General features: G+C 71.5%; 23 protein-coding genes. 10 read left to right on the top strand and 13 right to left on the bottom strand.

Annotation, left to right across the window (positions count from 1 at the left end; all coding sequences use genetic code 11):
- Positions 1–30: 30 nt before the first annotated feature.
- Entirely contained in the window at positions 31–1,167 is a 1,137-nt protein-coding gene (locus MQP27_RS11745) for an SPFH domain-containing protein (protein ID WP_242764679.1), read from the bottom strand.
- A 130-nt stretch (positions 1,168–1,297) separates the two neighbouring features.
- On the opposite strand from MQP27_RS11745, the gene MQP27_RS11740 reads away from it, so the two are divergent.
- Both MQP27_RS11740 and argF read left to right on the top strand, forming a co-directional pair.
- A complete protein-coding gene (locus MQP27_RS11740) occupies positions 1,298–2,521 on the top strand; it encodes an arginine deiminase (RefSeq protein WP_242764678.1) in 1,224 nt (407 codons plus the stop codon).
- Between the two features lie 60 nt (positions 2,522–2,581).
- Positions 2,582–3,589, top strand: coding sequence for an ornithine carbamoyltransferase (gene argF, locus MQP27_RS11735; RefSeq protein ID WP_242764677.1), 1,008 nt, complete (start codon positions 2,582–2,584; stop codon positions 3,587–3,589).
- Between the two features lie 11 nt (positions 3,590–3,600).
- On the opposite strand, the gene MQP27_RS11730 is transcribed toward argF, so the two are convergent.
- Positions 3,601–4,053 carry an ATP-binding protein gene (locus MQP27_RS11730; RefSeq protein ID WP_242764676.1) on the bottom strand — a complete coding sequence of 151 codons (453 nt, stop codon included), beginning with the start codon at positions 4,051–4,053 and terminating at the stop codon, positions 3,601–3,603.
- 272 nt (positions 4,054–4,325) lie between these two features.
- On the opposite strand from MQP27_RS11730, the gene MQP27_RS11725 reads away from it, so the two are divergent.
- Positions 4,326–5,153, top strand: coding sequence for an enoyl-CoA hydratase family protein (locus MQP27_RS11725; protein ID WP_242764675.1), 828 nt, complete (start codon positions 4,326–4,328; stop codon positions 5,151–5,153).
- Between the two features lie 7 nt (positions 5,154–5,160).
- A complete protein-coding gene (locus tag MQP27_RS11720; RefSeq protein ID WP_242764674.1) occupies positions 5,161–7,428 on the top strand; it encodes a bifunctional salicylyl-CoA 5-hydroxylase/oxidoreductase in 2,268 nt (755 codons plus the stop codon).
- Positions 7,429–7,450: 22 nt separating this feature from the next.
- Here MQP27_RS11720 and MQP27_RS11715 read toward each other — a convergent pair whose 3' ends face one another.
- The 5 genes from MQP27_RS11715 to MQP27_RS11695 all read right to left on the bottom strand — a co-directional run bounded on the left by MQP27_RS11715 (position 7,451) and on the right by MQP27_RS11695 (position 12,654).
- Entirely contained in the window at positions 7,451–8,665 is a 1,215-nt protein-coding gene (locus MQP27_RS11715; RefSeq protein WP_242764672.1) for a sulfate adenylyltransferase subunit 1, read from the bottom strand.
- 2 nt (positions 8,666–8,667) lie between these two features.
- On the bottom strand, positions 8,668–9,570 hold the full coding sequence (gene cysD / locus MQP27_RS11710) for a sulfate adenylyltransferase subunit CysD (RefSeq protein WP_242764671.1): 903 nt from the start codon (positions 9,568–9,570) through the stop codon (positions 8,668–8,670).
- Positions 9,567–10,118 carry an adenylyl-sulfate kinase gene (gene cysC, locus MQP27_RS11705; RefSeq protein WP_242764670.1) on the bottom strand — a complete coding sequence of 184 codons (552 nt, stop codon included), beginning with the start codon at positions 10,116–10,118 and terminating at the stop codon, positions 9,567–9,569. Before cysC ends, cysD begins: the two co-directional genes overlap by 4 nt.
- A gap of 91 nt (positions 10,119–10,209) precedes the next feature.
- Positions 10,210–11,046: a PaaX family transcriptional regulator gene (locus tag MQP27_RS11700; RefSeq protein ID WP_242764668.1), complete on the bottom strand. Its 837-nt coding sequence runs from the start codon at positions 11,044–11,046 to the stop codon at positions 10,210–10,212.
- Positions 11,047–11,061: 15 nt separating this feature from the next.
- On the bottom strand, positions 11,062–12,654 hold the full coding sequence (locus tag MQP27_RS11695; protein ID WP_242764665.1) for an AMP-binding protein: 1,593 nt from the start codon (positions 12,652–12,654) through the stop codon (positions 11,062–11,064).
- 123 nt (positions 12,655–12,777) lie between these two features.
- On the opposite strand from MQP27_RS11695, the gene MQP27_RS11690 reads away from it, so the two are divergent.
- Both MQP27_RS11690 and MQP27_RS11685 read left to right on the top strand, forming a co-directional pair.
- Positions 12,778–13,986: an acyl-CoA dehydrogenase family protein gene (locus MQP27_RS11690; RefSeq protein WP_242764664.1), complete on the top strand. Its 1,209-nt coding sequence runs from the start codon at positions 12,778–12,780 to the stop codon at positions 13,984–13,986.
- The gene (locus MQP27_RS11685) at positions 13,983–14,381 is read left to right on the top strand and encodes a RidA family protein (RefSeq protein WP_242764662.1); all 399 of its coding nucleotides are present in this window, start codon (positions 13,983–13,985) and stop codon (positions 14,379–14,381) included. The genes MQP27_RS11690 and MQP27_RS11685 overlap by 4 nt, the downstream gene beginning before the upstream one ends.
- Positions 14,382–14,420: 39 nt before the next feature.
- On the opposite strand, the gene MQP27_RS11680 is transcribed toward MQP27_RS11685, so the two are convergent.
- Complete coding sequence (locus MQP27_RS11680; protein ID WP_242764660.1) at positions 14,421–14,615, bottom strand: DUF5999 family protein; 195 nt, start codon at positions 14,613–14,615, stop codon at positions 14,421–14,423.
- Between the two features lie 231 nt (positions 14,616–14,846).
- Between MQP27_RS11680 and MQP27_RS11675 the strand changes: the two genes are divergently transcribed.
- Positions 14,847–15,305 (top strand): DUF6299 family protein, encoded by a 459-nt coding sequence (locus tag MQP27_RS11675; protein WP_242764658.1) that lies wholly within the window; start codon positions 14,847–14,849, stop codon positions 15,303–15,305.
- Positions 15,306–15,476: 171 nt separating this feature from the next.
- Positions 15,477–16,343: a PaaX family transcriptional regulator gene (locus tag MQP27_RS11670; RefSeq protein ID WP_242764656.1), complete on the top strand. Its 867-nt coding sequence runs from the start codon at positions 15,477–15,479 to the stop codon at positions 16,341–16,343.
- Between the two features lie 314 nt (positions 16,344–16,657).
- On the opposite strand, the gene MQP27_RS11665 is transcribed toward MQP27_RS11670, so the two are convergent.
- Genes MQP27_RS11665 through boxC form a run of 4 tightly spaced genes read right to left on the bottom strand, consistent with a single transcriptional unit; the run spans position 16,658 to position 22,097 of the window.
- A complete protein-coding gene (locus tag MQP27_RS11665; protein ID WP_242764654.1) occupies positions 16,658–17,515 on the bottom strand; it encodes an amidohydrolase family protein in 858 nt (285 codons plus the stop codon).
- On the bottom strand, positions 17,512–19,035 hold the full coding sequence (locus MQP27_RS11660) for a benzoate-CoA ligase family protein (protein WP_242764652.1): 1,524 nt from the start codon (positions 19,033–19,035) through the stop codon (positions 17,512–17,514). The genes MQP27_RS11665 and MQP27_RS11660 overlap by 4 nt, the downstream gene beginning before the upstream one ends.
- Before the next feature lie 10 nt (positions 19,036–19,045).
- Positions 19,046–20,467, bottom strand: a complete 1,422-nt coding sequence (boxB, locus tag MQP27_RS11655) for a benzoyl-CoA 2,3-epoxidase subunit BoxB (RefSeq protein ID WP_242764650.1) — start codon at positions 20,465–20,467, stop codon at positions 19,046–19,048.
- Between the two features lie 4 nt (positions 20,468–20,471).
- Positions 20,472–22,097 carry a 2,3-epoxybenzoyl-CoA dihydrolase gene (boxC, locus tag MQP27_RS11650; protein ID WP_242764648.1) on the bottom strand — a complete coding sequence of 542 codons (1,626 nt, stop codon included), beginning with the start codon at positions 22,095–22,097 and terminating at the stop codon, positions 20,472–20,474.
- Positions 22,098–22,294: 197 nt separating this feature from the next.
- Here boxC and MQP27_RS11645 point away from each other — a divergent pair, with 197 nt between their 5' ends.
- Both MQP27_RS11645 and MQP27_RS11640 read left to right on the top strand, forming a co-directional pair.
- A complete protein-coding gene (locus MQP27_RS11645) occupies positions 22,295–23,356 on the top strand; it encodes an NAD(+)/NADH kinase (protein WP_242764646.1) in 1,062 nt (353 codons plus the stop codon).
- A 77-nt stretch (positions 23,357–23,433) separates the two neighbouring features.
- Complete coding sequence (locus MQP27_RS11640; protein ID WP_242764644.1) at positions 23,434–24,333, top strand: alpha/beta hydrolase; 900 nt, start codon at positions 23,434–23,436, stop codon at positions 24,331–24,333.
- Here MQP27_RS11640 and MQP27_RS11635 read toward each other — a convergent pair.
- Positions 24,330–24,758, bottom strand: a complete 429-nt coding sequence (locus tag MQP27_RS11635) for a hypothetical protein (RefSeq protein WP_242764642.1) — start codon at positions 24,756–24,758, stop codon at positions 24,330–24,332. The genes MQP27_RS11640 and MQP27_RS11635 overlap by 4 nt on opposite strands.
- Positions 24,759–24,782: the final 24 nt, after the last annotated feature.

The following is a 24,782-nucleotide window of genomic DNA, read 5'->3' as shown; positions in this document are numbered from 1 at the left end:
CCCCGTCAGCCGGCCACCCGCTCGCCCCGCTCACGCCCGCCCCCCGTCGCCCAGCCTCGCCAGCAGGCCCGTCAGTACGTCCGGGGAGATCGTCACGCTGTCGATGTTCGGCAGGTTCTCCGCGAGTCGCGTGCCGGTGAGGGCGTGCAGGGTCGCGACGTCCACCTCGCCGTGCACCCGGAGCCAGGCCGCCTGGGCCTGCGCCCGGGCCTCGCCGGCCTCGCGTGTGCCCTCGGCCTCGGCCCGGGCCAGCCGTACCGACCGCGCGGCCTCGGCCTCGGCGAGCCTGACCGTGCGAGCCGCCTCGGCCTCCGTGAGCCGCTCGGTCCGCCGCGCCTCCGCGTCCGCCAGCCGCACGGACCGCTCGGCCTCCGCCTCCGCGAGCTTCACCGTGCGGGCCGCCTCCGCCTGCGCCCGTACCGCGTCCGCCGCCGCGTGCTCCTCGGCCTCGCGGCGGGTGTTCGTGCCGCGCTGCTCCACCAACTGCTCCTCGCGGCGGGCCAGTTCGATCTGGCTCGCGAGCTCGTTCTCGGCGATCGCGCGCTCCCGCTCGACCGCCACCGCACGCCGCTCGTACGTCGCCCGGTCGGCCTCCTGCTGGATCTGCTCGCGCGCCGGAGTGCGCAACGCCCGCTCCACCTCGGGCTCCGGCCGCAGCGCGACCACGCGCACCGCGACCACCTCGATGCCGGTCGCCGGCAGCCGCGGCTCCGCTCCCAGCCCCGTCGCGACCCGCTCCCGCACCGCCGCCACCCCGTCCACCAGCGCCGCCGACAGCGACGTACGGGCGAGGACGTCCAGCGCATGCTGCTGAGCAGTCTCCGTCAGCAGCGTGCCGAGCTGTTCCAGCGGCGTGCCGCGCCACACGCCCGTGTCCGGGTCGACCGAGAAGTCCAGCCGGGCCGCGGCGAGCGCCGGGTCGCTGATCCGATACGTCACCGTCGCCTGCACCGCCACGTCCTGGAAGTCGGACGTACGGGCATGGAAGGTCATCGCCAACTCGCGGTCGTCGACCGGCACTTCGGACAGTGCGGCGGTCAGCGCGCGGAACCAGAAGCTGAGCCCCGGTCCGTCGTGCAGCAGCTTGCCGCCTCTGTGGTGCCGGATGTGCGCGGTCGGTGCCCCGCGCAGATGGCGCCAGCCCAGGCGCCGGGTGATGTCGGCCATCGGACCCCCTCGTTCTCGTCTCCTCGACGATAATCGCCGCACCCGATTATCGTCAAGGGGACGAGAACGGGAAATCGAAGAAACTGCCGATCGGCGGGTCAAGAAGCCGCCCGGTGGTCAGGATGGAGGCATGGCATTCCATGTCGACTCCGAGGCCGGGCGGCTGCGCCGCGTCATCCTGCACCGGCCGGATCTGGAGCTCAAAAGGCTCACCCCGAGCAACAAGGACGCCCTGCTCTTCGACGACGTGCTGTGGGTGCGCCGGGCGCGCGCCGAGCACGACGGCTTCGCGGACGTCCTGCGCGACCGCGGTGTCAGCGTCCACCTCTTCGGCGACCTGCTCACGGAGGCCTTGGCGATCCCGGCGGCCCGCACCCTCGTACTGGACCGTGTCTTCGACGAGAAGGAGTACGGCGTCCTCGCCACCGACCACCTCAGGGCAGCGTTCGAGACGCTGCCCGCGCCACAGCTGGCCGAGGCGCTCGTCGGCGGTATGACCAAGCGCGAGTTCCTGGACGCCCACCCGGAGCCCACCTCCGTGCGCTTCCACGTCATGGACCTCGACGAATTCCTGCTCGGCCCGCTGCCGAACCACCTCTTCACCCGGGACACCTCCGCCTGGATCTACGACGGCGTCTCCATCAACGCCATGCGCTGGCCGGCCCGGCAGCGCGAGACGGTGCACTTCGAGGCGATCTACCGGCACCACCCCCTCTTCCGTGACGAGACCTTCCGCATCTGGTCCGAGGGGCAGGCCGACTACCCGTCCACCATCGAGGGCGGGGACGTCCTGGTCATCGGCAACGGCGCCGTCCTGATCGGGATGAGCGAGCGGACCACCCCGCAGGCCGTCGAGATGCTCGCGCACAAGCTCTTCGAGGCGGGCTCCGCGCGGACGATCGTGGCGCTCGACATGCCCAAGCGGCGCGCCTTCATGCACCTCGACACCGTGATGACCATGGTCGACGGCGACACCTTCACCCAGTACGCGGGCCTCGGCATGCTTCGCTCGTACACCATCGAACCGGGCGTCGGCGACAAGGAACTCAAGGTCACCGACCACCCGCCCGAGCACATGCACCGTGCGATCGCCGCCGCCCTCGGGCTGAGCGAGATCCGGGTGCTGACCGCGACGCAGGACGTGCACGCGGCCGAGCGCGAGCAGTGGGACGACGGCTGCAACGTACTGGCCGTCGAACCGGGCGTCGTCGTCGCCTACGAGCGCAACTCCACCACCAACACCCATCTGCGCAAGCAGGGCATCGAGGTCATCGAGATCCCGGGCAGCGAGCTGGGGCGGGGAAGGGGCGGACCGCGCTGCATGAGTTGCCCGGTCGAACGGGGGGCTGTATAGAAATGCGGATCGTCGTATAGAGTTTCAGGGTAGATGTTCCCGTAGTCCTGGAGTGCCCCCATGGCGACAGTCCCGACCGCCCTCGTCGGCCGTCACTTCCTCAAGGAGCTCGACTTCACGAGGGAGGAGTTCCTCGGCCTGGTCGAGCTGGCCGCCGAGCTGAAGGCCGCCAAGAAGGCCGGGACCGAGACGCGGTACCTGACCGGCAAGAACATCGCGCTGATCTTCGAGAAGACCTCGACGCGCACGCGCTGCGCGTTCGAGGTCGCCGCCGCCGACCAGGGCGCTTCGACAACGTATCTCGACCCGTCCGGCTCGCAGATCGGGCACAAGGAGTCCGTGAAGGACACCGCGCGCGTGCTGGGGCGGATGTACGACGGGATCGAGTACCGCGGGCACGGCCAGGGCGTCGTCGAGGAGCTGGCCGCGCACGCCGGGGTCCCCGTCTACAACGGGCTGACCGACGAGTGGCACCCCACCCAGATGCTGGCCGACGTGCTCACCATGACCGAGCACAGCGACAAGGAACCGGCCGGGACGGCCTTCGCCTACCTCGGCGACGCCCGCTACAACATGGGCAACTCCTACCTGGTCACCGGCGCCCTGCTCGGTATGGACGTCCGGATCGTCGCGCCCCGGCTGCTGTGGCCGGACGGCACGATCGTGGAGCTGGCCCAGCAGCTCGCCGCCGCCTCCGGCGCCACCGTCACGCTCACCGAGGACGTGAAGGAGGGCGTCCGCGGCGCCGACTTCATCGCCACCGACGTATGGGTGTCGATGGGCGAGCCCAAGGAGGTCTGGGACGAGCGCATAGGGCTGCTCGGCCCGTACGCCGTGACCATGGACGTCCTGCGCGCCACCGGCAACCCCGACGTGAAGTTCCTGCACTGCCTGCCGGCCTTCCACGACCTGGGCACCGACGTCGGCCGGGAGATCCACGAGCGCCATGGGCTGACCGAGCTGGAGGTCACGGACGAGGTGTTCGAGTCCGAGCACTCCGTGGTCTTCGACGAGGCCGAGAATCGTATGCACACCATCAAGGCGGTGCTGGTCGCGACCCTCGCCTGATCACATCCGGCTCACGCGGGATTCCACTGCGGCGGTACGACCGGCAGCCGGAACCACACGGCCTTGCCGGACTCGGTCGGGCGGTGCCCGCACGACGAGCTGAGTGCGCGGATCAGCAGCAGACCGCGCCCGTGCTCCTGCCACGGGTCGGGCGCCTGGCCGTCGGGGCGGGTGAGATTGCCGGGCGGTGCCGGGTCCGGGTCGTGCACCTCGACCTGGCAGCCGGTGGGCAGCAGCTCGACGACGAGCTCTATCGGCGACTCGCCGGCGGTGTGTTCCACGGCGTTGGCGACCAGCTCCGCCGTGAGCAGTTCCGCGGTGTCGCTGTCCGCCCCGTGCTCCAGCTCGGCCAGCGCCGTGCGCACCAGCGCACGGGCCACGGGCACGGCCGCGGCGGAGTGCGGCAGCGCGATGCGCCAGGAGGCGGAGGAGGCGGGGCGTTCTTGCAAGGCGGGTCCGTTCATGAGCAGGCTGTCCTGCTTTCAACCTTATGAATGGTACGGCGCCACCGGCAGAGGCGTCCGGCGGGCACCGCGCGGGACCTTCGGCCCCGTTGCCGGGCGGCATACCCGTAGGAACGGCTTGCCTCGCGCGACAGCTCCCGTTGTTACCGCGTTATTGACGACCGGTGACAATGACCTCCGCCGACTGACTTGTATCGCCATCCTGACGACAGTCACGAATAGGTGATAACTTCGAAACGTGTCCGCGCCACCGTCCGAGGAGGCCGCACGTCATGAGTCCCTTCACCGGCTCCGCCGCCCGCACCGAGCGCTGGGAGCACCTGCGCGTCGACCTCGCCGACGGCGTCGCGACGGTCACCCTCGCCCGCCCCGACAAGCTCAACGCCCTCACCTTCGGCGCCTACGCCGACCTGCGCGACCTGCTCGCCGAGCTGTCCCGGGAGCGCTCGGTACGGGCCCTGGTCCTGGCCGGCGAGGGCCGCGGCTTCTGCTCCGGCGGCGACGTCGACGAGATCATCGGCGCCACCCTGTCCATGGACACGGCCCAGCTCCTCGACTTCAACCGCATGACCGGCCAGACGGTCAGGGCGATACGGGAGTGCCCGTTCCCGGTGATCGCGGCGGTGCACGGGGTCGCGGCGGGCGCGGGAGCGGTCCTGGCCCTGGCGGCGGACTTCCGCGTGGCCGACCCCACGGCCCGCTTCGCCTTCCTCTTCACCAGGGTCGGCCTGTCGGGCGGCGACATGGGAGCGGCATACCTGCTCCCTCGCGTGGTCGGCCTGGGCCACGCGACCCGCCTGCTGATGCTGGGCGAACCGGTCCGAGCCCCGGAGGCCGAGCGAATCGGCCTGATCAGCGAACTGACGGACGAGGGCCGGTCCGACGAGGCGGCGTCGGCACTGGCCCGCCGCCTGGCCGAGGGCCCAGCACTGGCGTACGCCCAGACAAAGGCACTACTGACCGCGGAACTGGACATGCCGCTGGCGGCGGCGGTGGAACTGGACGCCTCGACACAGGCGCTGCTGATGAACGGGGACGACTACGCGGAGTTCCACGCGGCGTTCACCGAGAAGAGGCCGCCGAAGTGGCAGGGGAGGTGAGGTCACGATGCGTGTCGCGATCATCGGTGGTGGTCCCGGTGGGCTCTACGCCGCCGCCCTCCTCAAACGCCTCGACCCGTCCCGCGAAGTCACCGTCTGGGAACGCAACGCCCCCGACGACACCTTCGGCTTCGGAGTCGTCCTCTCCGACGAAACCCTCGGCGGCATAGAACACGCCGACCGCACCGTCTTCGAGGCGATGCAGAAGCACTTCGTCCGCTGGGACGACATAGACATCGTCCACCGCGGCACCCGACACACCTCCGGCGGCCACGGATTCGCCGCCCTCGGCCGCAAACGCCTCCTGGAGATCCTCCACACCCGCTGCCGAGACCTCGGCGTGGACCTCCGCTTCCGCTCCGAGGCCCCGTACCCCGAGTGGCTCGCCGAGACGTACGACCTGGTCATCGCCGCCGACGGAGTCCGCAGCAGCACCCGCGAGGCCTACGCCCAGGCCTTCCGCCCGCACCTGACCAGCCACCATTGCCGCTACATCTGGCTCGCCGCCGACTTCGCCTTCGACGCCTTCCGCTTCGAGATCGCCGAGACCGAACATGGCGTGATGCAACTGCACGGCTACCCCTATGCCCCCGACGCCTCCACCGTGATCGTCGAGATGCACGAGGACGTATGGCGCGTGGCCGGCTTCGAGGACGCCGACGAGACCGAGTCCGTCGAGCGCTGCGCCAAGATCTTCGCGGAAGCGCTCGGCGGCCGCCCCCTGCGCTCCAACAAGTCGGCGTGGACCACCTTCCGCACGGTCACGAACGAACACTGGTCCCACGGCAACATCGTCCTGCTCGGCGACGCCGCCCACACCGCCCACTTCTCCATCGGCTCCGGCACCAAACTCGCCGTCGAGGACGCCCTCGCGCTCGCCGCCTGCATGCGGGAACAGCCCTCCCTGGACAAGGCGCTCGCCGCGTACGAGGAGGAGCGCAGGCCTGTCGTCGCCTCCACCCAGCGGGCCGCCCGGGCCAGCCTGGAGTGGTTCGAGAACCTCGGCCTCTACCTCGACCAGCCGCCCCGCCAGTTCGCCTTCAACCTCCTCACCCGCAGCCGCCGCGTCACCCACGACAACCTCCGCCTGCGCGACGCCGACTTCACCGGCGCCGTGGAGCGCGAGTTCGGCTGCCCGCCCGGCACACCCCCGATGTTCACGCCGTTCCGGCTGCGCGGCCTCACCCTGCGCAACCGGGTCGTCGTCTCACCGATGGACATGTACTCGGCGGTCGACGGCGTCCCCGGCGACTTCCACCTCGTCCACCTGGGAGCGCGCGCGCTCGGCGGCGCCGGACTCGTCATGACCGAGATGGTGTGCGTGAGCGAGGAGGGCCGGATCACCCCCGGCTGCACCGGCCTCTACACCGGCCGGCAGGCCGAGTCCTGGAAGCGGATCACCGACTTCGTGCACGCGCAGTCGCCCGGCACCGCGATCGGCGTGCAACTCGGCCACTCCGGTCGCAAGGGCTCCACGAAGCTGATGTGGGAGGGCATGGACGAACCGCTCCCCGACGGCAACTGGCCCCTCGTGGCCGCCTCCGCGCTGCCGTACAAGCCCGGCAGTCAGACCCCGCGCGAGCTGACCCGCGCCCAACTCACCGACATCCGCGAGCAGTTCACCTCCGCGGCCTGGCGTGCCGCCCGCGCCGGCTTCGATCTGCTCGAACTCCACTGCGCGCACGGCTACTTGCTCTCCGGCTTCCTCTCCCCGCTCACCAACCACCGCACCGACGCCTACGGCGGCTCCCCGGAGAAACGACTCCGCTTCCCGCTGGAGGTCTTCGACGCCGTCCGGGGCGTCTGGCCCGAGGAACGGCCCATGACCGTCCGCATCTCCGCCACCGACTGGGCCGAGGGCGGCAACTCCGCCGAGGACGCGGTGCGGATCGCCCGCGCCTTCGCCGCGCACGGCGCCGACGCGATCGACGTGTCGACCGGGCAGGTCGTGGCCGAGGAGCAGCCGGAGTTCGGGCGCTCGTACCAGACGCCGTACGCGGACCGCATCCGGCACACCGTCGGCGTCCCCGTGATCGCGGTCGGCGCGATCTCCTCCTGGGACGACGTCAACTCCCTGATCCTGGCCGGGCGTACGGACCTGTGCGCCCTCGCCCGCCCCCACCTCTACGACCCGCACTGGACCCTGCACGCGGCCGCCGAGCAGGGTTACGACGGCCCGGGCGTCGTCTGGCCAGACCCGTACCGCGCGGGCAGCCGCCGCCCCCGGACGGGACGCATGGACGCCCCCAAGCCCCGCCTGACACTGGGGACTTGAGGGCACCAGACCCAAGGGGGAGTTACGACAGCTCGACCATCCCCGCGGTCAGCGTCGCGCCGTCCGCCGGGTCGATCAGGATGAACGCGCCGGTGCGGCGGGAGACCGCGTAGTCGTCCAGCGCGAGGGGCTCGGCGGTGCGCACGGTGACGCGGCCCAGGTCGTTCGCGGTCAACTCGGCCGCTCCGCCGAGGTCCTTGACGATCGCCTTCACGGTCCGGGTGGTGTGCCGGAGCAGCACCCGGTCGCCGACCCGCAGCGGGCGGTCGGCCAGGTGGCACACGGCCGCCCGGACGTCCTGCGTCAGCATCGGCGAGCCCGTCCCCGCCGTGATCATGTCGCCGCGCGAGATGTCCCGCTGGTCGGCGAGGCGCACACTGATCGACTGCGGCGCGTGTGCCGTCTCCTGCGGGACACCGAGCGCGTCGATGCCGGTGATCTCACTGGTCTCGCCGGACGGGTGCACGACGACCCGGTCGCCGACCCGCAGCTCGCCGGAGACCAACTGCCCCGCGTAGTAACGGACTTCGCCGTGCCGGATGACGTACTGCACGGGAAAGCGGGCCGGGGCTTCCGCGTCCGCCCCGGTGCCGACGGGCACGTTCTCCAGGAACTCCAGCAGCGCCGGACCGGCGTACCAGTCCATGCGCGCCGAGCGGTCCACGACGTTGTCGCCGACGAGCGCCGAGACCGGGATCGGCGTGAAGCCGGGCAGCTTCAACTCGGCGGCGAGGCCCGCGAAGTCCTCGACGATGTGCTCGAAGACCTGCTCCTCGTAGCCGACCAGGTCCATCTTGTTGACGGCGAGGACCACGTGCGGGACGCGCAGCAGACCGGCCACGGCGGCATGGCGGCGGGTCTGCTCGACCACGCCGTTGCGCGCGTCGACCAGGACGATCGCGAGCTCGGCGGTCGACGCGCCGGTGACCATGTTCCGCGTGTACTGCACGTGCCCGGGGGTGTCGGCGAGGATGAACCGGCGCTTGGGCGTGGCGAAGTAGCGGTAGGCCACGTCGATGGTGATGCCCTGTTCGCGCTCGGCGCGCAGGCCGTCCGTCAGCAGCGCCAGGTCGGGGGCCTCCTGGCCGCGGTTGCGGGAGGCGTGCTCGACGGCCTCCAGCTGGTCGGCGAGGACCGACTTGGAGTCGTGCAGCAGGCGGCCGACGAGGGTGGACTTGCCGTCGTCGACGGAGCCCGCGGTGGCGAACCGCAGCGTGTCGATGGTCGTGCCGGTCATGACTAGAAATACCCTTCGCGCTTGCGGTCTTCCATCGCGGCCTCGGAGAGCTTGTCGTCGGCGCGGGTGGCGCCGCGCTCGGTGAGCCGGGAGGCGGCGATCTCGGCGATCACCTTCTCGATGGTGTCGGCGTCGGAGTCGACGGCACCGGTGCAGGACATGTCGCCGACCGTGCGGTAGCGCACCCGCCGCTTCTCGACGGTCTCCCCGTCCTTCGGCCCGCCCCACTCACCGGCGGTCAGCCACATGCCGCCCCGCTGGAAGACCTCGCGGTGGTGGGCGTAGTAGATCTCGGGCAGTTCGATCCGCTCGCGGGCGATGTACTGCCACACGTCCAGCTCGGTCCAGTTGGAGAGCGGGAAGACGCGGACGTGCTCGCCGGGCGCGTGCCGCCCGTTGTAGAGGTTCCACAGCTCGGGCCGCTGCCGGCGCGGGTCCCACTGCGAGAACTCGTCGCGGAGGCTGAACACCCGTTCCTTGGCGCGGGCCTTCTCCTCGTCGCGCCGCCCGCCGCCGAAGACGGCGTCGAAGCGCTCGCTCTGGATCTTCTCGGTCAACGGGAGGGTCTGGAGCGGGTTGCGCGTCCCGTCCGGACGTTCGCGCAGCACACCGCGGTCGATGTAGTCCTGTACGGAGGCCACATGGAGGCGCAGCCCATGTGCGGCGACCACACGGTCCCGGTAGTCGAGCACCTCGGGGAAGTTGTGCCCGGTGTCGACGTGCAGCAGCGTGAAGGGAATCGCGGCCGGTGCGAAGGCCTTCAGTGCCAGGTGCAGCATGACGATGGAGTCCTTGCCGCCGGAGAAAAGGATCACCGGCCGCTCGAACTCGCCCGCCACCTCACGGAAGATGTGGACGGCCTCGGACTCCAGCGCGTCCAGATGGGAGAGGCTGAACCCGCTCACACCAGCCCCCGCTCCGCCAGCACCGCGTACACGGCGTCGGCCGACTCCTGCGGCGACTGATCCTGCGTCGGCAGCACGACATCCGGGTCGACCGGCGGCTCGTACGGGTCGTCGACCCCGGTCAGCCCGCTGAGCTGACCCGCGGCCTGGCGGGCGTACAGCCCCTTCACGTCACGCTCGCTGCACACCTCGACGGGGGTCGCGACATGTACCTCGATGTACGGCGTCGAGCTGGCGTCGTGCCGCTTGCGGACCGCCTCGCGGCTGTCGGCGTACGGCGCGATGACCGGGACGACGGACAGCACGCCGTTGCGCGCGAGGACCTCGGAGACCAGGCCGATGCGCTGCACGTTCGTGTTGCGGTCCTCGCGCGAGAAGCCGAGCCCCGCCGAGAGGAAGCGGCGTATCTCGTCCCCGTCGAGGACCTCCACACGATGCCCCTCGGCCTTGAGCCGATCGCCGAGCAGTCTGGCGATCGTCGTCTTGCCCGCACTCGGCAGCCCGGTCAACCAGACCGTGGCTCCCTGAGCCCTTGCCGTGGTGGTCATCCGCAACAGTCCTCTTTCTTACCCGGCTTACGACTCGGTGCACGCTAGGTAAGAAACCTGAGAAGAGGGACTGAGGAGGCTGAGGGTTCCATTAGGGACCTGTGAAGTGTGAGAGATCACATCCGGCGAAGAGTGCCCCGGCGTCCCGCAGGCGCCCGTGCAGCCCCCGGAAGACGGCCGCCGAGCGTACCCCCGGCCAGTCCTCGGGGAGCAGCCGGGCCGGCAGCCCGGGGTCGGTGTAGGGGAGGTGGCGCCAGGAGTCGAGGGCGAGGAGGTAGTCGCGGTACGCCTCCTCGGGCGGGGTGTCGTCCCGCTGCTCCCAGGCGTGCAGCACCGGCCCGTGCCGGTCCAGGAACGCCTCGTGCTCCTTGGCGATCGCCGCCAGGTCCCACCAGCGGGCGACCGCCTCGACGGTCGCGGCGAAGCCGAGGTGCTCACCGCGGAACAGGTCGACGTACGGATCCAGGTGCAGCCTGCGCAGGGTGTGCCGGGTCTCCTCGTACAGCCGGGCCGGCGCGATCCACACGCCCGGCGCCGCCGTGCCGAAGCCGAGCCCGGCGAGGCGCGAGCGCAGCACATGACGTTTCTGCCGCTCCGACTCCGGCACCGAGAACACGGCGAGCACCCAGCCCTCGTTCTCGGGCGGTGTGCCGGCGTAGATGCGCCGGTCGCCGTCGACGAGCAACTGGCGCGCGTCCTGCGACAACTCGTACCCGGCGGCGCCCTCGGCCGTGCGGGCCGGCAGCAGCAGGCCACGGCGTTTGAGACGGGACACCGAGGAGCGCACGGAGGGGGCGTCCACGCCGACCGCGGCAAGGAGCCGGATCAGTTCCGCGACCGGTACCGGACCCGGGACATAGCGGCCGTAGGCGCCGTAGAGCGTGACGATGAGAGACCGTGGTGCATGCTGGTCGGACACGTTGATCATCTTAGGTCGTCGGCATCACTGCTGGTCACCATCGGTGCGTAGTTTGAATCGCTGAAGCTTTCCGGTCGCGGTGCGTGGCAGCGCGTCCAGGAAGACGATCTCGCGCGGGCATTTGTAGGGCGCCAGTTCGGACTTGACGAAGCCGCGCAGCGCCTCGGCGTCCCGTACGGCACCCTCCTTGAGCACCACATGGGCGACGACCACATGTCCCCGGGCCTCGTCGGGCCGCCCCACGACCGCCGCCTCGACCACGTCCGGGTGGCGCAGCAACGCGTCCTCGACCTCCGGTCCGGCGATGTTGTACCCGGCCGAGATGATCATGTCGTCGGCGCGGGCGACGTAACGGAAGTACCCGTCGGGCTCCCGGACATAGGTGTCACCGGTGATGTTCCAGCCGCCGCGGACGTACTCGTGCTGGCGCGGATCGGCGAGATAACGGCAGCCGACGGGCCCGCGCACGGCCAGCAGCCCCGGCTCCCCGTCCGCCACCGGCTCCCCGCCCGCGTCCTGCACGCGCGCGTGCCACCCCGGTACGGGAACCCCGGTCGTCCCCGGTCGTATGTGCTCGTCCGCCGCCGAGATGAAGATGTGCAGCAGCTCGGTGGCGCCGATGCCGTTGATGATGCGCAGACCGGTGCGCTCCTGCCAGGCCCGCCAGGTGGCGGCGGGCAGGTTCTCGCCGGCGGAGACACAGCGGCGGAGCGAGGAGATGTCGTACGCGTCCAACTCGTCGAGCATCGCGCGGTAGGCGGTCGGCGCGGTGAGGACGACGGAGACGCGGTGCTCGGCGACGGCCGCCAACAGCTGCTTGGGGTGGGCCTGTTCGAGCAGCAGCGCGCTCGCTCCGGCCCGCATCGGGAAGACCACGAGCCCGCCGAGGCCGAAGGTGAAGCCGAGGGGCGGGCTGCCCGTGAAGACGTCGTCCGCCTGTGGTTGCAGCACATGCTTCGAGAAGGTGTCGGCTATCGCGAGCACATCCCGGTGGAAATGTATGCACCCCTTCGGGTGACCGGTGGTGCCCGAGGTGAACGCGATCAGCGCCACGTCGTCGGCCGCGGTGTCCACGGCGGGGTACGGGGTGTCGGGCGCCGGGCGGTGCAGGAGGTCGTCGGGGGCGTCGCCGCCGTAGGTCGCTATGCGCAGGCCGGGGATCTCGGCCTTGGCGAGGTCGTCGACGGAACGGATGTCGCAGAGGGCGTGGCGGATCAGTGCTATGTCACATATCACTGCCAGTTCGTGCGGCCGCTGCTGCGCCAGCACCGTCACCGCCACACCCCCCGCCTTCAGCACCGCCAGCCAGCAGGCCGCCAGCCACGGCGTCGTCGGCCCGCGCAGCAGGACCCGGTTTCCCGGGACCACGCCCAGGTCCTCGGTGAGGATGTGCGCGAGCCGGTCCACCCGGGCCCGCAGTTCGCCGTACGTCCAGGACGGCCCCGTGGGTGTGTGGAACACCGGCCGATCGGGGTCCTGGCCGGTCAGCAGCTCGGCGGCGCAGTTCAGCCGATCGGGGTACTGGAGCTCCGGCAGCTCGAAGCGCAGCTCCGGCCAGTCCTCGGGCGGCGGGAGGTGGTCGCGCGCGAAGGTGTCGACGTGGGCCGAGACGTTCATGACGATGCGCCCCCTTGCCTTATGGGCGGGGTGGTGGGCTCGTGGATGAGCGTATCGTGTTGGTGACGACAGTCAACGGTGCGCGATACCGTCGGGGGAGACGCGGCGGAGAGGGGACCGGCGATGCCCGCATTCTCACTCGAACCGGAACAGATCGCCTGGTGCGGCGAGCTGCGCGCGGTGGCCGCGGAGCGGCTGCGCCCGCTTGCCGAGAAGGGCGAGGAGGGTCACGTCAACCGCCCGCTCGTCGCCGAGCTCGGCCGGCTCGGCCTCCTGGAGCGGCTGTTCACCTCCGGCGCCCTCGACCTCTGTCTCATGCGGGAGTCCCTGGCGTACGGCTGCACGGAGGCGGAGACGGCCCTCGCGCTCCAGGGCCTCGGCGCACACCCGGTGCACGCGCACGGCACCCCGGCCCAGCGGGAGCGCTGGCTGCCCGGGGTCACGGACGGCACGGCGGTGGCGGCGTTCGCCCTGAGCGAGCCGGGGGCGGGCTCGGACGCGGCGGCGCTGACCCTGCGGGCGGCCCCGGAGGCGCCCCTTCCCAGCACCGAACCCACCACGCCCCTTGACGCCCGCCCCTCCGCCGCCCCCCTTACCGCTACCCCCGATGGCCCCGCCCGCTGGCGGCTCACCGGTGAGAAGTGCTGGATCTCCAACGCCCCCGAAGCCGACTTCTATACCGTCTTCGCCCGCACCACCCCGGGCGCCGGTGCCCGTGGGGTCACCGCCTTCCTCGTCCCCGCCGACCGGCCCGGCCTCACCGGCACCCCACTCGACATGCTCTCGCCGCACCCCATCGGCGCCCTCGGCTTCGATGCCGTGCCCGTCACCGCGGACGACGTGCTCGGTGAGGTGGACCGGGGCTTCCGGGTGGCGATGGGGACGCTCAACCTCTTCCGGCCCAGCGTCGGCGCCTTCGCGGTCGGCATGGCGCAGGCGGCGCTGGACGCGACCCTCGCCCACACTGCCCAACGGGACGCGTTCGGAGGCAAGTTGAAGGACCTGCAGGCCGTCGCCCACCAGGTCGCCGAGCTCGCCCTGCGCACCGACGCGGCCCGCCTCATGGTCTACGCGGCGGCGACGGCGTACGACGAAGGCGCCTCGGACGTCCCCAAGCGCGCGGCGATGGCGAAGCTGCTCGCGACCGAGACCGCGCAGCAAGTCGTGGATGCCGCCGTGCAGTTGCACGGTGCGCGCGCCCTGCGCCGGGGGCATCTCCTCGAACACCTCTATCGCGAGGTGCGCGCCCCGCGTATCTACGAGGGGGCGAGCGAGGTCCAACGCGGCATCATCGCCAAGGAGTTGTACGCGAACCTGGAGGCCGGCCGATGAGCACCGAGCGCGTCAACCCGCCCGAACTCTCCCCGCCCACGGGCTTCTCCCACGCGGTCGTCGCCACCGGCACCCGCGTCGTCTTCCTGGCCGGCCAGACCGCTCTGGACACCGACGGAAAGGTGGTCGGCGACACCCTGGCCGAGCAGTTCGAGAAGTCTCTCGGCAATCTGCTGGCCGCGCTGAGCGCCTGCGGGGGCACCCCCGCCGACCTCGCCCGGATCACCGTCTATGCCACGGACGTCGCCGCCTATCGCGCCCACGCGCCCGAACTCGGCCGCATCTGGCGGGAGTTGGCGGGCCGGGACTATCCGGCGATGGCGGTCGTCGAAGTCGTACGTCTGTGGGACGACCAGGCGTTGGTGGAGCTGGACGGTTTCGCGGTGCTGCCCTAGAGCAGCCCTGGAACAGCCCTGGAACAGCCCTGGAGCCGGTCAGGCCGCGATGGTCAGGCGCTCGACCGGCAGCCGGTGCGGCGCGACGATCCGGCCGTCGGCCGTCAGCTCACCGCTGTCGTCGAAGACGATCGCGCCGTCGCACAGCAGGCTCCACCCCTGCTCGGGGTGGGCCGCCACGATGTGCGGGACACGGGCGTCGGAGGAAGGGCACGAAGGCTGGTGGGAACACATGGCGCACCTCCACGTAGGTCGGGATCCGTCCGTCCGGGTCCCGATAGGTAGACCATGCTCCCGGTGCGAACTCATCGGAACGGCCCGAGGAGAAGCGTGACAACACGCGGACAACACCCGGACGGTTCCACGACCGTCGATGCGGACTCGCCACCGAAGGGGTGACGGTCACGGCCCCGGGCCCGTGTGCCCGGTACCAGTGGAAGCCCCTACTCCCCAGGAGGTCTTCCCATGTCCCTGCATTCCCTGCGTCCCCGGCGTCCCCTGCGTCCCCTGCGTCCGGTCCTCACCGCCGCCGCGCTGCTCCTGCTGGCCGCCGCCCCGGCCGCGCCCGCCGCCGCGGACCCGTACGAGACGGTGACCGTCGACCCGACCGGCACCATCGGCCCCGACGGCACGGTCACCCTCTCCGGCACCTACCGCTGCCTCGGCAGCACGGGCCCGGTCTTCGTCAGTTCGTCCGTGAGCCAGAGCGAACCGACCATCCGCCAGGGCATCGGCGGCACGCGCGCCGTGTGCGACGGCGCCGAGCACCGCTGGGAGAACACCGGCACGCCCTCCGCGAAGAGCCTGCGGCCCGGCGCCGCGGACGTCGAGGCCACGATCATGGAGCTGCACCCGCAGGGTGGCCTGCCGCTGCCCCGCTTCCACGCCGCCGAGCGCCAGGACGTCACGCTGACCGAGGGCTGACCGCTCGGGCCCGGCCCGCTTCCCTCGCACGCGGACCTGACGTACGTGGACGTGACGCGCGCGGACCTGACGCGCACGGACTGACACTCTACTGATATGTCGCGTTCCGACAAGATATTGTGTCAGTAGGTCCGCGGAGGCCAGGTTCTGCGGCGAGGGGAGTGGGCGGGCATGGCGAAGAACGCGTCCCCGCGGCCGGTGGTCAGCCGGCGCCGGGAGGTCGGGGACACCAGCGCGCGGTCCCTGCTGATGACCGTGCTCGGCGAGTACGTCCTGCCGCGTGGCCGCCCGGTGTGGACATCGGCGCTGGTCGAGTCGCTCGCGCTGTTCGGCGTGGAGGAGAAGTCGGCGCGGCAGGCGCTCGCCCGCACCGCCGCCGAGGGCTGGCTCGCGTCGGAGCGGGTCGGCCGCCGGGTGCGCTGGGCGCTCACTCCGCCGGGGCGGCGGTTGCTCACCGAAGGCGCGCAGCGCATCTACGACTACGGCAGCGGCGAGCGCACCTGGGACGGCACGTGGCTGGTCGTCCTCGTCTCGGTCCCGGAGACCAAGCGCGACCTGCGCCACCGGGTACGCACCCGGCTCAGCTGGGCCGGCTTCGGCTCCCCGGAGCCCGGCGTCTGGATCACCCCCCACGCCGACCGCGAGGCCGAGGCGCTCGCCGTCCTCAAGGAGCTCCAACTGGCCGACGGCGCCATGTCGTTCACCGCGAACTACGGCGCCCTCGGCAGCGAGGCGGCCATGGTGGCCCGCGCCTGGGACCTCACCGAGGTGGAGGCGCGGTACGAGGCCTTCATCGACGAGTTCACCGGCCTGCACCCGGCCGACGGCGACGCCGCACTGCACGCCCTGACCCTGCTGGTCCACGAGTGGCGCCGCTTCCCCTTCCTCGACCCCCGCCTCCCACCCAAGCTGCTTCCCCCGGGCTGGAGCGGCGCGAAGGCGACGGCCCTGTTCCACGCCAAGCACGCGCAGTGGACCACCGCGGCGGAGCGCCACTGGGAGAAACTGACCGCCCAGGCACCCACGCCGACCGCCTAGGCGCCCGCCGACCACCCAGGCACTCGGTGGGCCGCGCAGGGCGCCCAGCCGGGCTGCCCGAGTCGCCCGCGCCGCCTGCCCCCGGGCGTCCGCGCCGATCGTCCAGACGTCCACGCCGGCTGCCAGCCGCCCACGCCGACCGCCCAGGCGCCCACGCCGACCGCCTTGCATTCGGTGGGCCGCGCAGTACGCCCAACCGGCTGCCACGGATGCCCGCAACGGCTGCCCGAGTCGCCCGCGCCGACAGCCCCGGACGCCCGCGCCACCCGCCTCAGACGCCCACGCCACCCGCCCGAGTCGCCCCCGCCGATCGCCTACACGTCCAACCCCGGAAAAACCTTGCCCGCGTTCCCCGACAGAACGCCCCGCAGTGTCTCCGTCGGTAGCCCCAACTCCCGTATCGCCCGTACGTTCTTGTCCGTGCCCGGCACTCCCGGCCAGTCCGTGCCGAAGATCCAGCGGGTCGCCAGGCGGGCCAGGTCGAAGCGGGCGTAGTACTCGGGCAGTTTGTGCGGGGGCAGTCCGGCCAGGTCCAGCCAGACGTTCGACCTGGCGAGTGCCAGGAACGCGGCGGTGTCGTACCACCAGCCCCGCCCGCCGTGCGCGAAGACGAACTGGACGTCCGGGAAGTCCTCCACCGCGTCCAGCATCAACTGCGGATCCCCGAACCGCGCCCGCGAGCCCGGGAAGCTGGACGTCCCCGAGTGCACGATCACCGGCACCCCGCGCTCGGCGCAGAGCCCGAACAGCGGGTACAGCTCCTTGTCGGCCGGGTCGAAACCGCCGTGCACGGGGTGGAGTTTGACGGCCACGGCGCCCAGGTCCAGCTGGCGTTCGGCCTCCGCCGCGAGCGGGTGGTGCAGATGCGGGTTGACGTTGGCGACCAGCCGGAAGCGGACCGGGTTGTGCTCGACGATCGGCAGCAGGTCCTCGATCGGCTGGATGCCGGTGGCCCGCGGGCTGTACTCGCAGAACAGCAGCGCACGGTCCACGCCCTGCGCGTCGAGCAACGCGTCGAGGCGTTCGGGCACCGGGTCGCCGTCCTCGTCGTACGCGTCCCGCCACGGCTGCCCGCGCCCGAAGACCCGCGCCCACTCGAACCAGGCGGGCTTCAGCGTGGACAGCCGCGGCACATGGACGTGCGCGTCCACCACGGTCTCGCCGTCGATCACGGCGCCTCCTCGGAGCGGACCATCTCCCTGAGCACGTTACGCCGGATCTTCCCCGTCGGCGTCCGCGGCAGCTCGCTCAGCCCGACGACCGCGCGCGGCCGTTTGAACGCGGCCAGCCCCTCCCGGCACCAGGCCACCAGCGCCTCCGCGTCGACCTCGCGCCCGGCCCTCGGCACCACGCACGCCACCGGCTTGTCGAGCCCGTCCGCGTCCCGCGCCCCGACCACCGCCACCTCGGCCACGTCCGGGTGCGCCAGCAGCCGCTCCTCGACCTCGGCCGGCGAGACCCAGATGCCGCCCGCCTTGAGCAGGTCGTTGGTGCGGCCCATGCAGGTGTACGTGCCGTCCGCGTTACGGACGTACGTGTCACCCGTGCGCACCCAGTCCCCGAGGAACACCTGCCGGCTCGTCTGCGCCCGGCACCAGTACCCGACGGCGGCCGACTCCCCGCGCACATACAGCTCGCCGGGCACACCCGCGCCCCCGACCACCTGCCCGTCCGCGTCCCGCAGCTCCACGGCGTACCCCGGAACAGGTTCGCCGGACGAACCCGGATGCACCCCGCCCCGCCGGTTGGACATGAAGATGTGCAGCATCTCGGTCGACCCGATCCCGTCGAGCACCTCCACGCCGTACCGCTCCAGCATCCCCTGGTAGATCCGCGCGGGCAGCGCCTCACCGGCCGAGACCCCGACCCGCACGCTCGCGAAGGCGTCGTCGGGGACGTCGAGGCCCGCGAGCAGTGCCCCGAGGAAGCCGGGCACGCCGAACAGCACGGTGGCCCGGTCGGTGGCCGCGCGCTTGGCGAACAGCGCGGGGGAGGGCCGCGCGGGCTCCAGCAGCGCCGTGCCGCCGACGGAGAGAGGGAAGAACATCGAGTTCCCGAGGCCGTACGCGAAGAACAGCTTGGCGACGGACAGACAGCGGTCATCCGGGCCGATGCCGAGCACCCGCTGTCCGTAGTTCTCGGCCACGAACCTGATGTCGGCGTGCCGGTGCATGGCCGCCTTGGGAGTGCCCGTGGTGCCGGAGGTGTAGAGCCACAGGGCGGGGGAGTCCGGCCAGGTGGGATACGGCTCCGGGTCCGTGCCGGCGTCGAGCAGCCGCCGCCATTCGTCGCCCAGGAGCACGTGTTCGACCTCGGGCGCCTCCCGGACGGCGGCCCGTACCGCGGGCGCGAACTCGGCCGAGCCCAGCACCACTCTGCCACGGCAGTCCGCCACCAGCCCGCCCAGTTCCGCCCCGGTGAGCATGGTCGAGGCGGGCACGGCCACCGCGCCGATGCGGAAGGCGGCCAGGATGCCGGTGAACAGCTCGACGTCGTCCGCCATGCAGAACAGGACCCGCTCCTCGGGCCGTACGCCCAGGGCGCGCAGCCCGGCGGCCACCCGGCGGACCTCGCCGGACAGCTCCTCATAGGTCAGCGACCGGGTGGGCGTGACGACGGCCGTGCGGGCGCCGGCGCCCGCTCTCACCTGCCGGTCGACCAGCCAGTCCGCCGCGTTGAACAGCTCGGGCATCAGCGCCGCCTCACACCAGTCGGACGTACTCGTAGTCGAACGGTTTGCCGTTGATTCCGTTGACCGGCGGCGCGACCCAGCTCGCGATCTTCCCGCGCTCGTACACCGGCTGCATCAACGACCGTACGAACGCCAGGTCTTCGGGCGTCGGCAGCCAGTGGCGCCGGCTCGCCTCCCAGGTCTCCTCGTCGACGATCGTGCCGTCGGGGGTGACGCGGTGGCCGGCGGCGAGGCCGACCTGGCGGTTGAAGCCGGGGTGCGGGAGCCGCAGGCGGAAGTCGATGCCGTGCTCTTCGAGGATGCGGTTCCAGCGCTTGACGCCGGTCCGGCAGTCGGCGATGTACTCGTCGCGCAGGTCCAGGTTGAGGGCGAGCAGCGCGGGCACCTCGTCGACGGCCCAGCCGCCGTCCGCGCCGGGCCGGTCCAACCGCACGCCGTCCTCGGTGAGTTGGTGGTCGTCCTCGCGCCGCTCCTCCTGCCAGCGGCCCTTGAGGCCCGCGGTGTAGTAGTTGGCCGCGTTGGTGGAGGTCTCGCTGCCGAACAGGTCCAGGGAGACCGTGTAGTGGAAGTTGATGTACTTCTGGATGATGTCGAGGGGGATGCCACCGCACGCGGCGATGTCCAAGGTGTCGTGCTCGCGCACGAGTTGGGCGCTGCGGGTCACCACCCGGTCGACACCCGTCGTGCCGACCATCATGTGGTGCGCCTCCTCCTTCAGCATGAAGGTGCAGGTCCGCGACAGCGGGTCGAAGGCGCTCTCCTTGAGCGAGCCGAGCTGGTACTTGCCGTCCCGGTCGGTGAAGTACGTGAACATGTAGAAGGCCAGCCAGTCGGCGGTCTCCTCGTTGAACGCGCCCAGGATGCGCGGCGAGTCGGGGCTGCCGGAGTTGCGGTACAGCAGCGCCTCGGCCTCCTCGCGGCCCTCCCGGCCGAAGTAGGCGTGCAGGAGGTACACCATCGCCCACAGGTGCCTGCCCTCCTCGACGTTGACCTGGAAGAGGTTGCGCAGGTCGTACAGGCTGGGCGCGCTCAGCCCGAGCAGCCGCTGCTGCTCCACCGAGGCCGGCTCGGTGTCGCCCTGGATCACGATCAGCCGTTGCAGGTCGGCGCGGTACTCGCCGGGCACCTGCTGCCAGACCGGCTCGCCCTGGTGCTCGCCGAAGGCGACCCGGCGGTCGGGGGTGGGCTCGGCGAGGAAGATGCCCCAGCGGTAGTCGGGCACGTTGACGTGGTCGAAGTGGGCCCAGCCGTCCCGGCCGACGGACACGGCGGTGCGCAGATAGACTCCGTGGTTCTCCAGAGAGGGGCCCATCTCCCCCCACCAGCCGAGGAACTTGGGCTGCCAGCCCTCCAGCGCGCGCTGCAGGCGGCGGTCGTCGGCGAGGCCGACGTTGTTGGGGATCCTGGCGTCGTAGTCGATGGCCGTGGGCATCGGGTCACACTCGCTTCCGGTCGTAGACGGCCCGTTGCCCGGTCCCGTAACGGCGCAACGCGCCTTCCGGACCCGAGGCGTTGGGCCGTACGAAGATCCAGTTCTGCCAGGCGCTCAGACGGCCGAAGATCTTGGTCTCCATGGTCTCCGGCCCGACGAAGCGGTGGTTGGCCTCCATCCCGGTCAGCGCGTCGGGACTGAGCGCGGCCCGGTTCTCCAGGACGAGACGGATCTCGTCCTCCCAGTCGAGGTCGTCGGGCGCGTCCGTGACGAGCCCGAGTTCACGCGCCCGGGCCGCTCCCACGGGCTGCCCGGCCTCGCGGCGCAGCCAGTCGAGGTGGTCCTGGTGGCCGTAGAAACGGGACTGGAGCCGGGAGAGCCCGTTGCCCATCGGGAGGAGCCCGAAGTTGGCCTCGGACAGGGCGAGTTGCGCCCGCTCGTCACTGTCCGGATCCTCGACGGGCGGCCCGTCCAGCATGTACTGCACATCGCAGGCGAGCGCCAACTCCAGCAGCAGCCCGGCGAAGCAGCTCCCCGGCTCGATCAGCGCGACGAGACTCCGGCTGGTGACGTCGAGCCGTTTCAGGGTCCGCTTGTAGTAGTGCAAGACCTCGTTGGCGAGCCAGTCGTCGTCCTTGGCCCGCAACAGCTCCCGCTCCTGGGCGAGTACGAGCGCCGGGTCGCCCTCGGTGCGCAGCACCCAGGTGCCGAGCTCCGGCTCGTTCGTCCGCAACCTCAGGATCAGGTCGTCGAGTTCACGGGTGAGCGAGAGCAGCCAGCCGTCCTCGCCGCCCGGTCCTCGTACGGTGATGCGCACGAGCCCGAGCGGCCGGTCGTACTCGGCCCGCACATACCGGTAGGAGATCCCTTCCTCGGTGATCTCCCGTTCCAGCGACGTGAGTTGGACGCCTCGGACATCCGCCGGACGCGGATCGCGCGCCGCCGCCTCCCGCGCCCGCTGCTCGACGACCGCCCGGAAGTCCCGGCGCGGCACGACCTCGTCCACCAGCCGCCAGTCGACGGCCGTCTTGCCCCGTACCCCGTCACTACGGGTCGCGAAGACGTCGGCCAGGTCCTTGCGCACCCGGCGCTTGTCCGTGAGCCGGGTGAGACCGCCGGTGCCGGGCAGCACGCCGAGCAGCGGCACCTCCGGGAGCGCCACCGACGAGGAGTTGTCGTCGATGAGCAGGATCCGGTCGCAGGCCAGCGCGAGTTCGTAACCGCCGCCCGCGCAGGAGCCGTTGACCGCGGCGATGAAGGTCAGCCCCGAGTGCTCGGAGGCGTCCTCCATGCCGTTGCGGGTCTCGTTGGTGAACTTGCAGAAGTTCACCTTCCACTCGTGCGGGGAGGCCGCGAGCATCCGGATGTTGGCGCCCGCGCAGAACACCTTCTCCTTGGCGCTGGTCACCACCACGGCCCGCACCTCGGGATGCTCGAAGCGCAGCCGCTGGACGGCGTCGTAGAGCTCGATGTCCACGCCGAGGTCGTACGAGTTCAGCTTCAGCTCGTACCCCGGCACCAGTCCGCCGCGCTCGTCGACGTCCAGCTCCAGCCAGGCGACCGGCCCGTCCGTGCGCAGCCGCCAGTGCCGGTACGACTCCGGGCTCCGGTCGAAGGAAACCTCCACCATGCCGAGCGCCTCCTCGCGCTGGTGCCGATACTCGATGGTCTACAGGAAACATGAAGTGCGTCAAGGTTCTGTAGAACAAAAAGGAGCGGCGGGATGCCGGGTTTCGGGTGGGTGTGCCGGGCGGGTGCGCCGATGATGGCCATGTCGGCTTTCGGTCTGTCGCCACGAGCTGGTGACCGCGACCCCTTGGAGCAGCGATGACGGTGAACCGGCTCGGCCTGGTCGTGCACGGCGGGCGCAGCGAGGCGGTGGCGGCGGCCCGTACCGTCCGCGAATGGTGCGCGGAACACGCGGTGCGGTGCACCGACATCGACGTGTGGCACGACCACGGGCGCCGCAACTCCCAGGAGGAGGTCGAGGCCGCGGGCGATCCCGACCTCGTGGTGACGCTGGGCGGTGACGGCACCTTCCTGCGCGGCGCCCGGCTGGCCGCGGCGGACGACGCGCTCGTGCTCGGCATCGACCTGGGGCGGGTCGGCTTCCTGACCGAGGTGCCCGCGGCGGCCGTGCGCTCGGCGCTGGACGCGGTGCGCGAGGACCGGCTGAGCATCGACAGCCGCATGCTGCTGACCCTGCGCGCCTCGCGCCGCCTCGAAGTGCCGGAGGAACTGGAGGCCTGGGCGAAGTACGGGCGCGGCCCGCTGCTGCCGCCGCCCCAGGTGCGCCCCGACTGCGAGGTCGACGCCGACTGGGGCATCCCCCTCAACGTCACGGCGCTCAACGACGTCGTCCTGGAGAAGCTGGCCCGGGACCGCCAGGTCTCGGTCGGCGTCTACGTCTCCGGCCGGCTCCTGGCGTCGTACTCCGCGGACGCGCTGCTGGTGGCCACGCCGACCGGCTCGACGGCCTACAGCTTCGCGGCCGGCGGCCCGGTGGTCTCGCCGCGCGCGGAGGCCCTCGTCTTCACGCCGGTCGCCCCGCACATGACCTTCAACCGTTCGGTCGTCACGGCCCCGGACGAGCCCATCGCGCTGCGGGTCCTCGAATGCTCCGGGTCGGCCGCGGTCAGCATCGACGGCCAGCTGCGGGGCGTGCTCGACCCGGGGGACTGGATCGGCGTGTACGCGGCCCCGCGCCGGCTGCGCGCGGTCCGCCTCGGCCCGATGGACTTCTACGGCCGCCTGCGCGAACGCATGAACCTGACCGACGCCCCGGCCGCGGTCGCCGACGGCTCCCCGGCCCCCCTCTGGTCGGTGACCACGCCACCACCCGGCGACCTCGCCCACCTGACCCTGCTGACGGCACCCATTGCGCAATGAGGACCGAGCCCCCATCATCAGGACTCCATCATCAGGAAACCTGATACTTTAACTTTGTATCGATGGGTGAGCGAGCCATGCCAATCAGCCCCGGGACCAAGGCCAGAGCGATCCAGCTGCTGCTCGGCCGCGTGATCTCCCGCGTCCACAAGGACCTGCGGTTCACCGACGTCCCCAAGCGCACCGAGCCCCTCCGGGTCGAGACCGGCGCGGGCCCGGTGACCTGCACCGTCTACCGCCCGCCGGCCACCGCCGAGACACCCGCACCGGTGTACGTCAACTTCCACGGAGGCGGTTTCGTGGTGGCCCGCCCCGAGCAGGACGACCACATCTGCCGCTACATAGCCGCCGAGGCCGGCTGCGTGGTGATCAACGTCGACTACGCCGTCGCGCCGCAGCACCAGTACCCCGTACCCGTCACCCAGGCCTACGACGTCACGGCCTGGGTCGCCCGCAACGGCGCCGCCCACGACTGGGACGGCTCCCGGCTCGCCGTCGGCGGACACAGCGCCGGAGCCAACCTCACCGCCGCGGTCTGCCGCCTGGCCCGGGAGAGCGGCGCCTTCTCGCCCCGCCTCCAGATCATCGACTCGGCCCCGCTCGACCAGCTCGCCGACCCGGCGACGAAGCGTTCCCTCGTCGCCAAGCCGCTCCTCACCCCGCAGCTGATGCGGACGTTCACCGCCGCCTACGTCCCCGACCCCGCCGACCGGGCCCATCCCCTCGTATCGCCCGGTCTGGCCGACGACCTCGCCGGACTCCCGCCCGCCCTCGTCATCACCGCCGAGAACGACCGCCTGCGCGACGAGGGCGACGCCTACGCCAAGGCCCTGGAGGCCGCCGGAGTCCCGGTCACCCACCGGGTCTTCGAGGGCGTCGACCACTACTTCACCCACGCGGGCCCGGTGGCGGCGGGCAGGGAAGCCATCGACCTGATGGCCACGACCCTGCGCACGGCGCTCGCCGCCGAGGGCTAGCGCAGGATCAGGAGGAGGCCCAGCGCGAGCAGGTCGAGGACCTTCGCGGTCTCGGTTGCCACGTAGTAGTGGTGGGCCCGGGAGCGCGGCAGGCTCTCGCCGGCGAGGACGCGGTCGGAACGGCGGTTGAGCGCGGGCCGGATCAGCAGCAGCTGAACGGCGAGCAGCAGCAGGGCGGTTGCCGCCGTCAGGGACACGGACAAGGGCGGGCCGCCGACCGCCACCGCGACGATCAGCGCGAGGGCGAGCACCGCCTCGACTCGGTTCAGCGCCCGGAAGACGACACGGCCGATGCCGAGCCCGATGGGCACGGTCACCCCAGGGGCCCGGAACTTCAGCGGGGCCTCCAGGAAGGAGATCGCCAGCACCATCCCGAGCCACAGGAAGGTGACCGCGGTGGCGACGCCCGCGGACGTGGTGTTCATGCGTGCTCCTCTCCGTCTCGTCCG

The organism is Streptomyces cylindrosporus (assembly GCF_022698165.1).
Lineage (GTDB): Bacteria > Actinomycetota > Actinomycetes > Streptomycetales > Streptomycetaceae > Streptomyces > Streptomyces cylindrosporus.
This window is presented reverse-complemented; position numbering and strand designations above follow the sequence as displayed.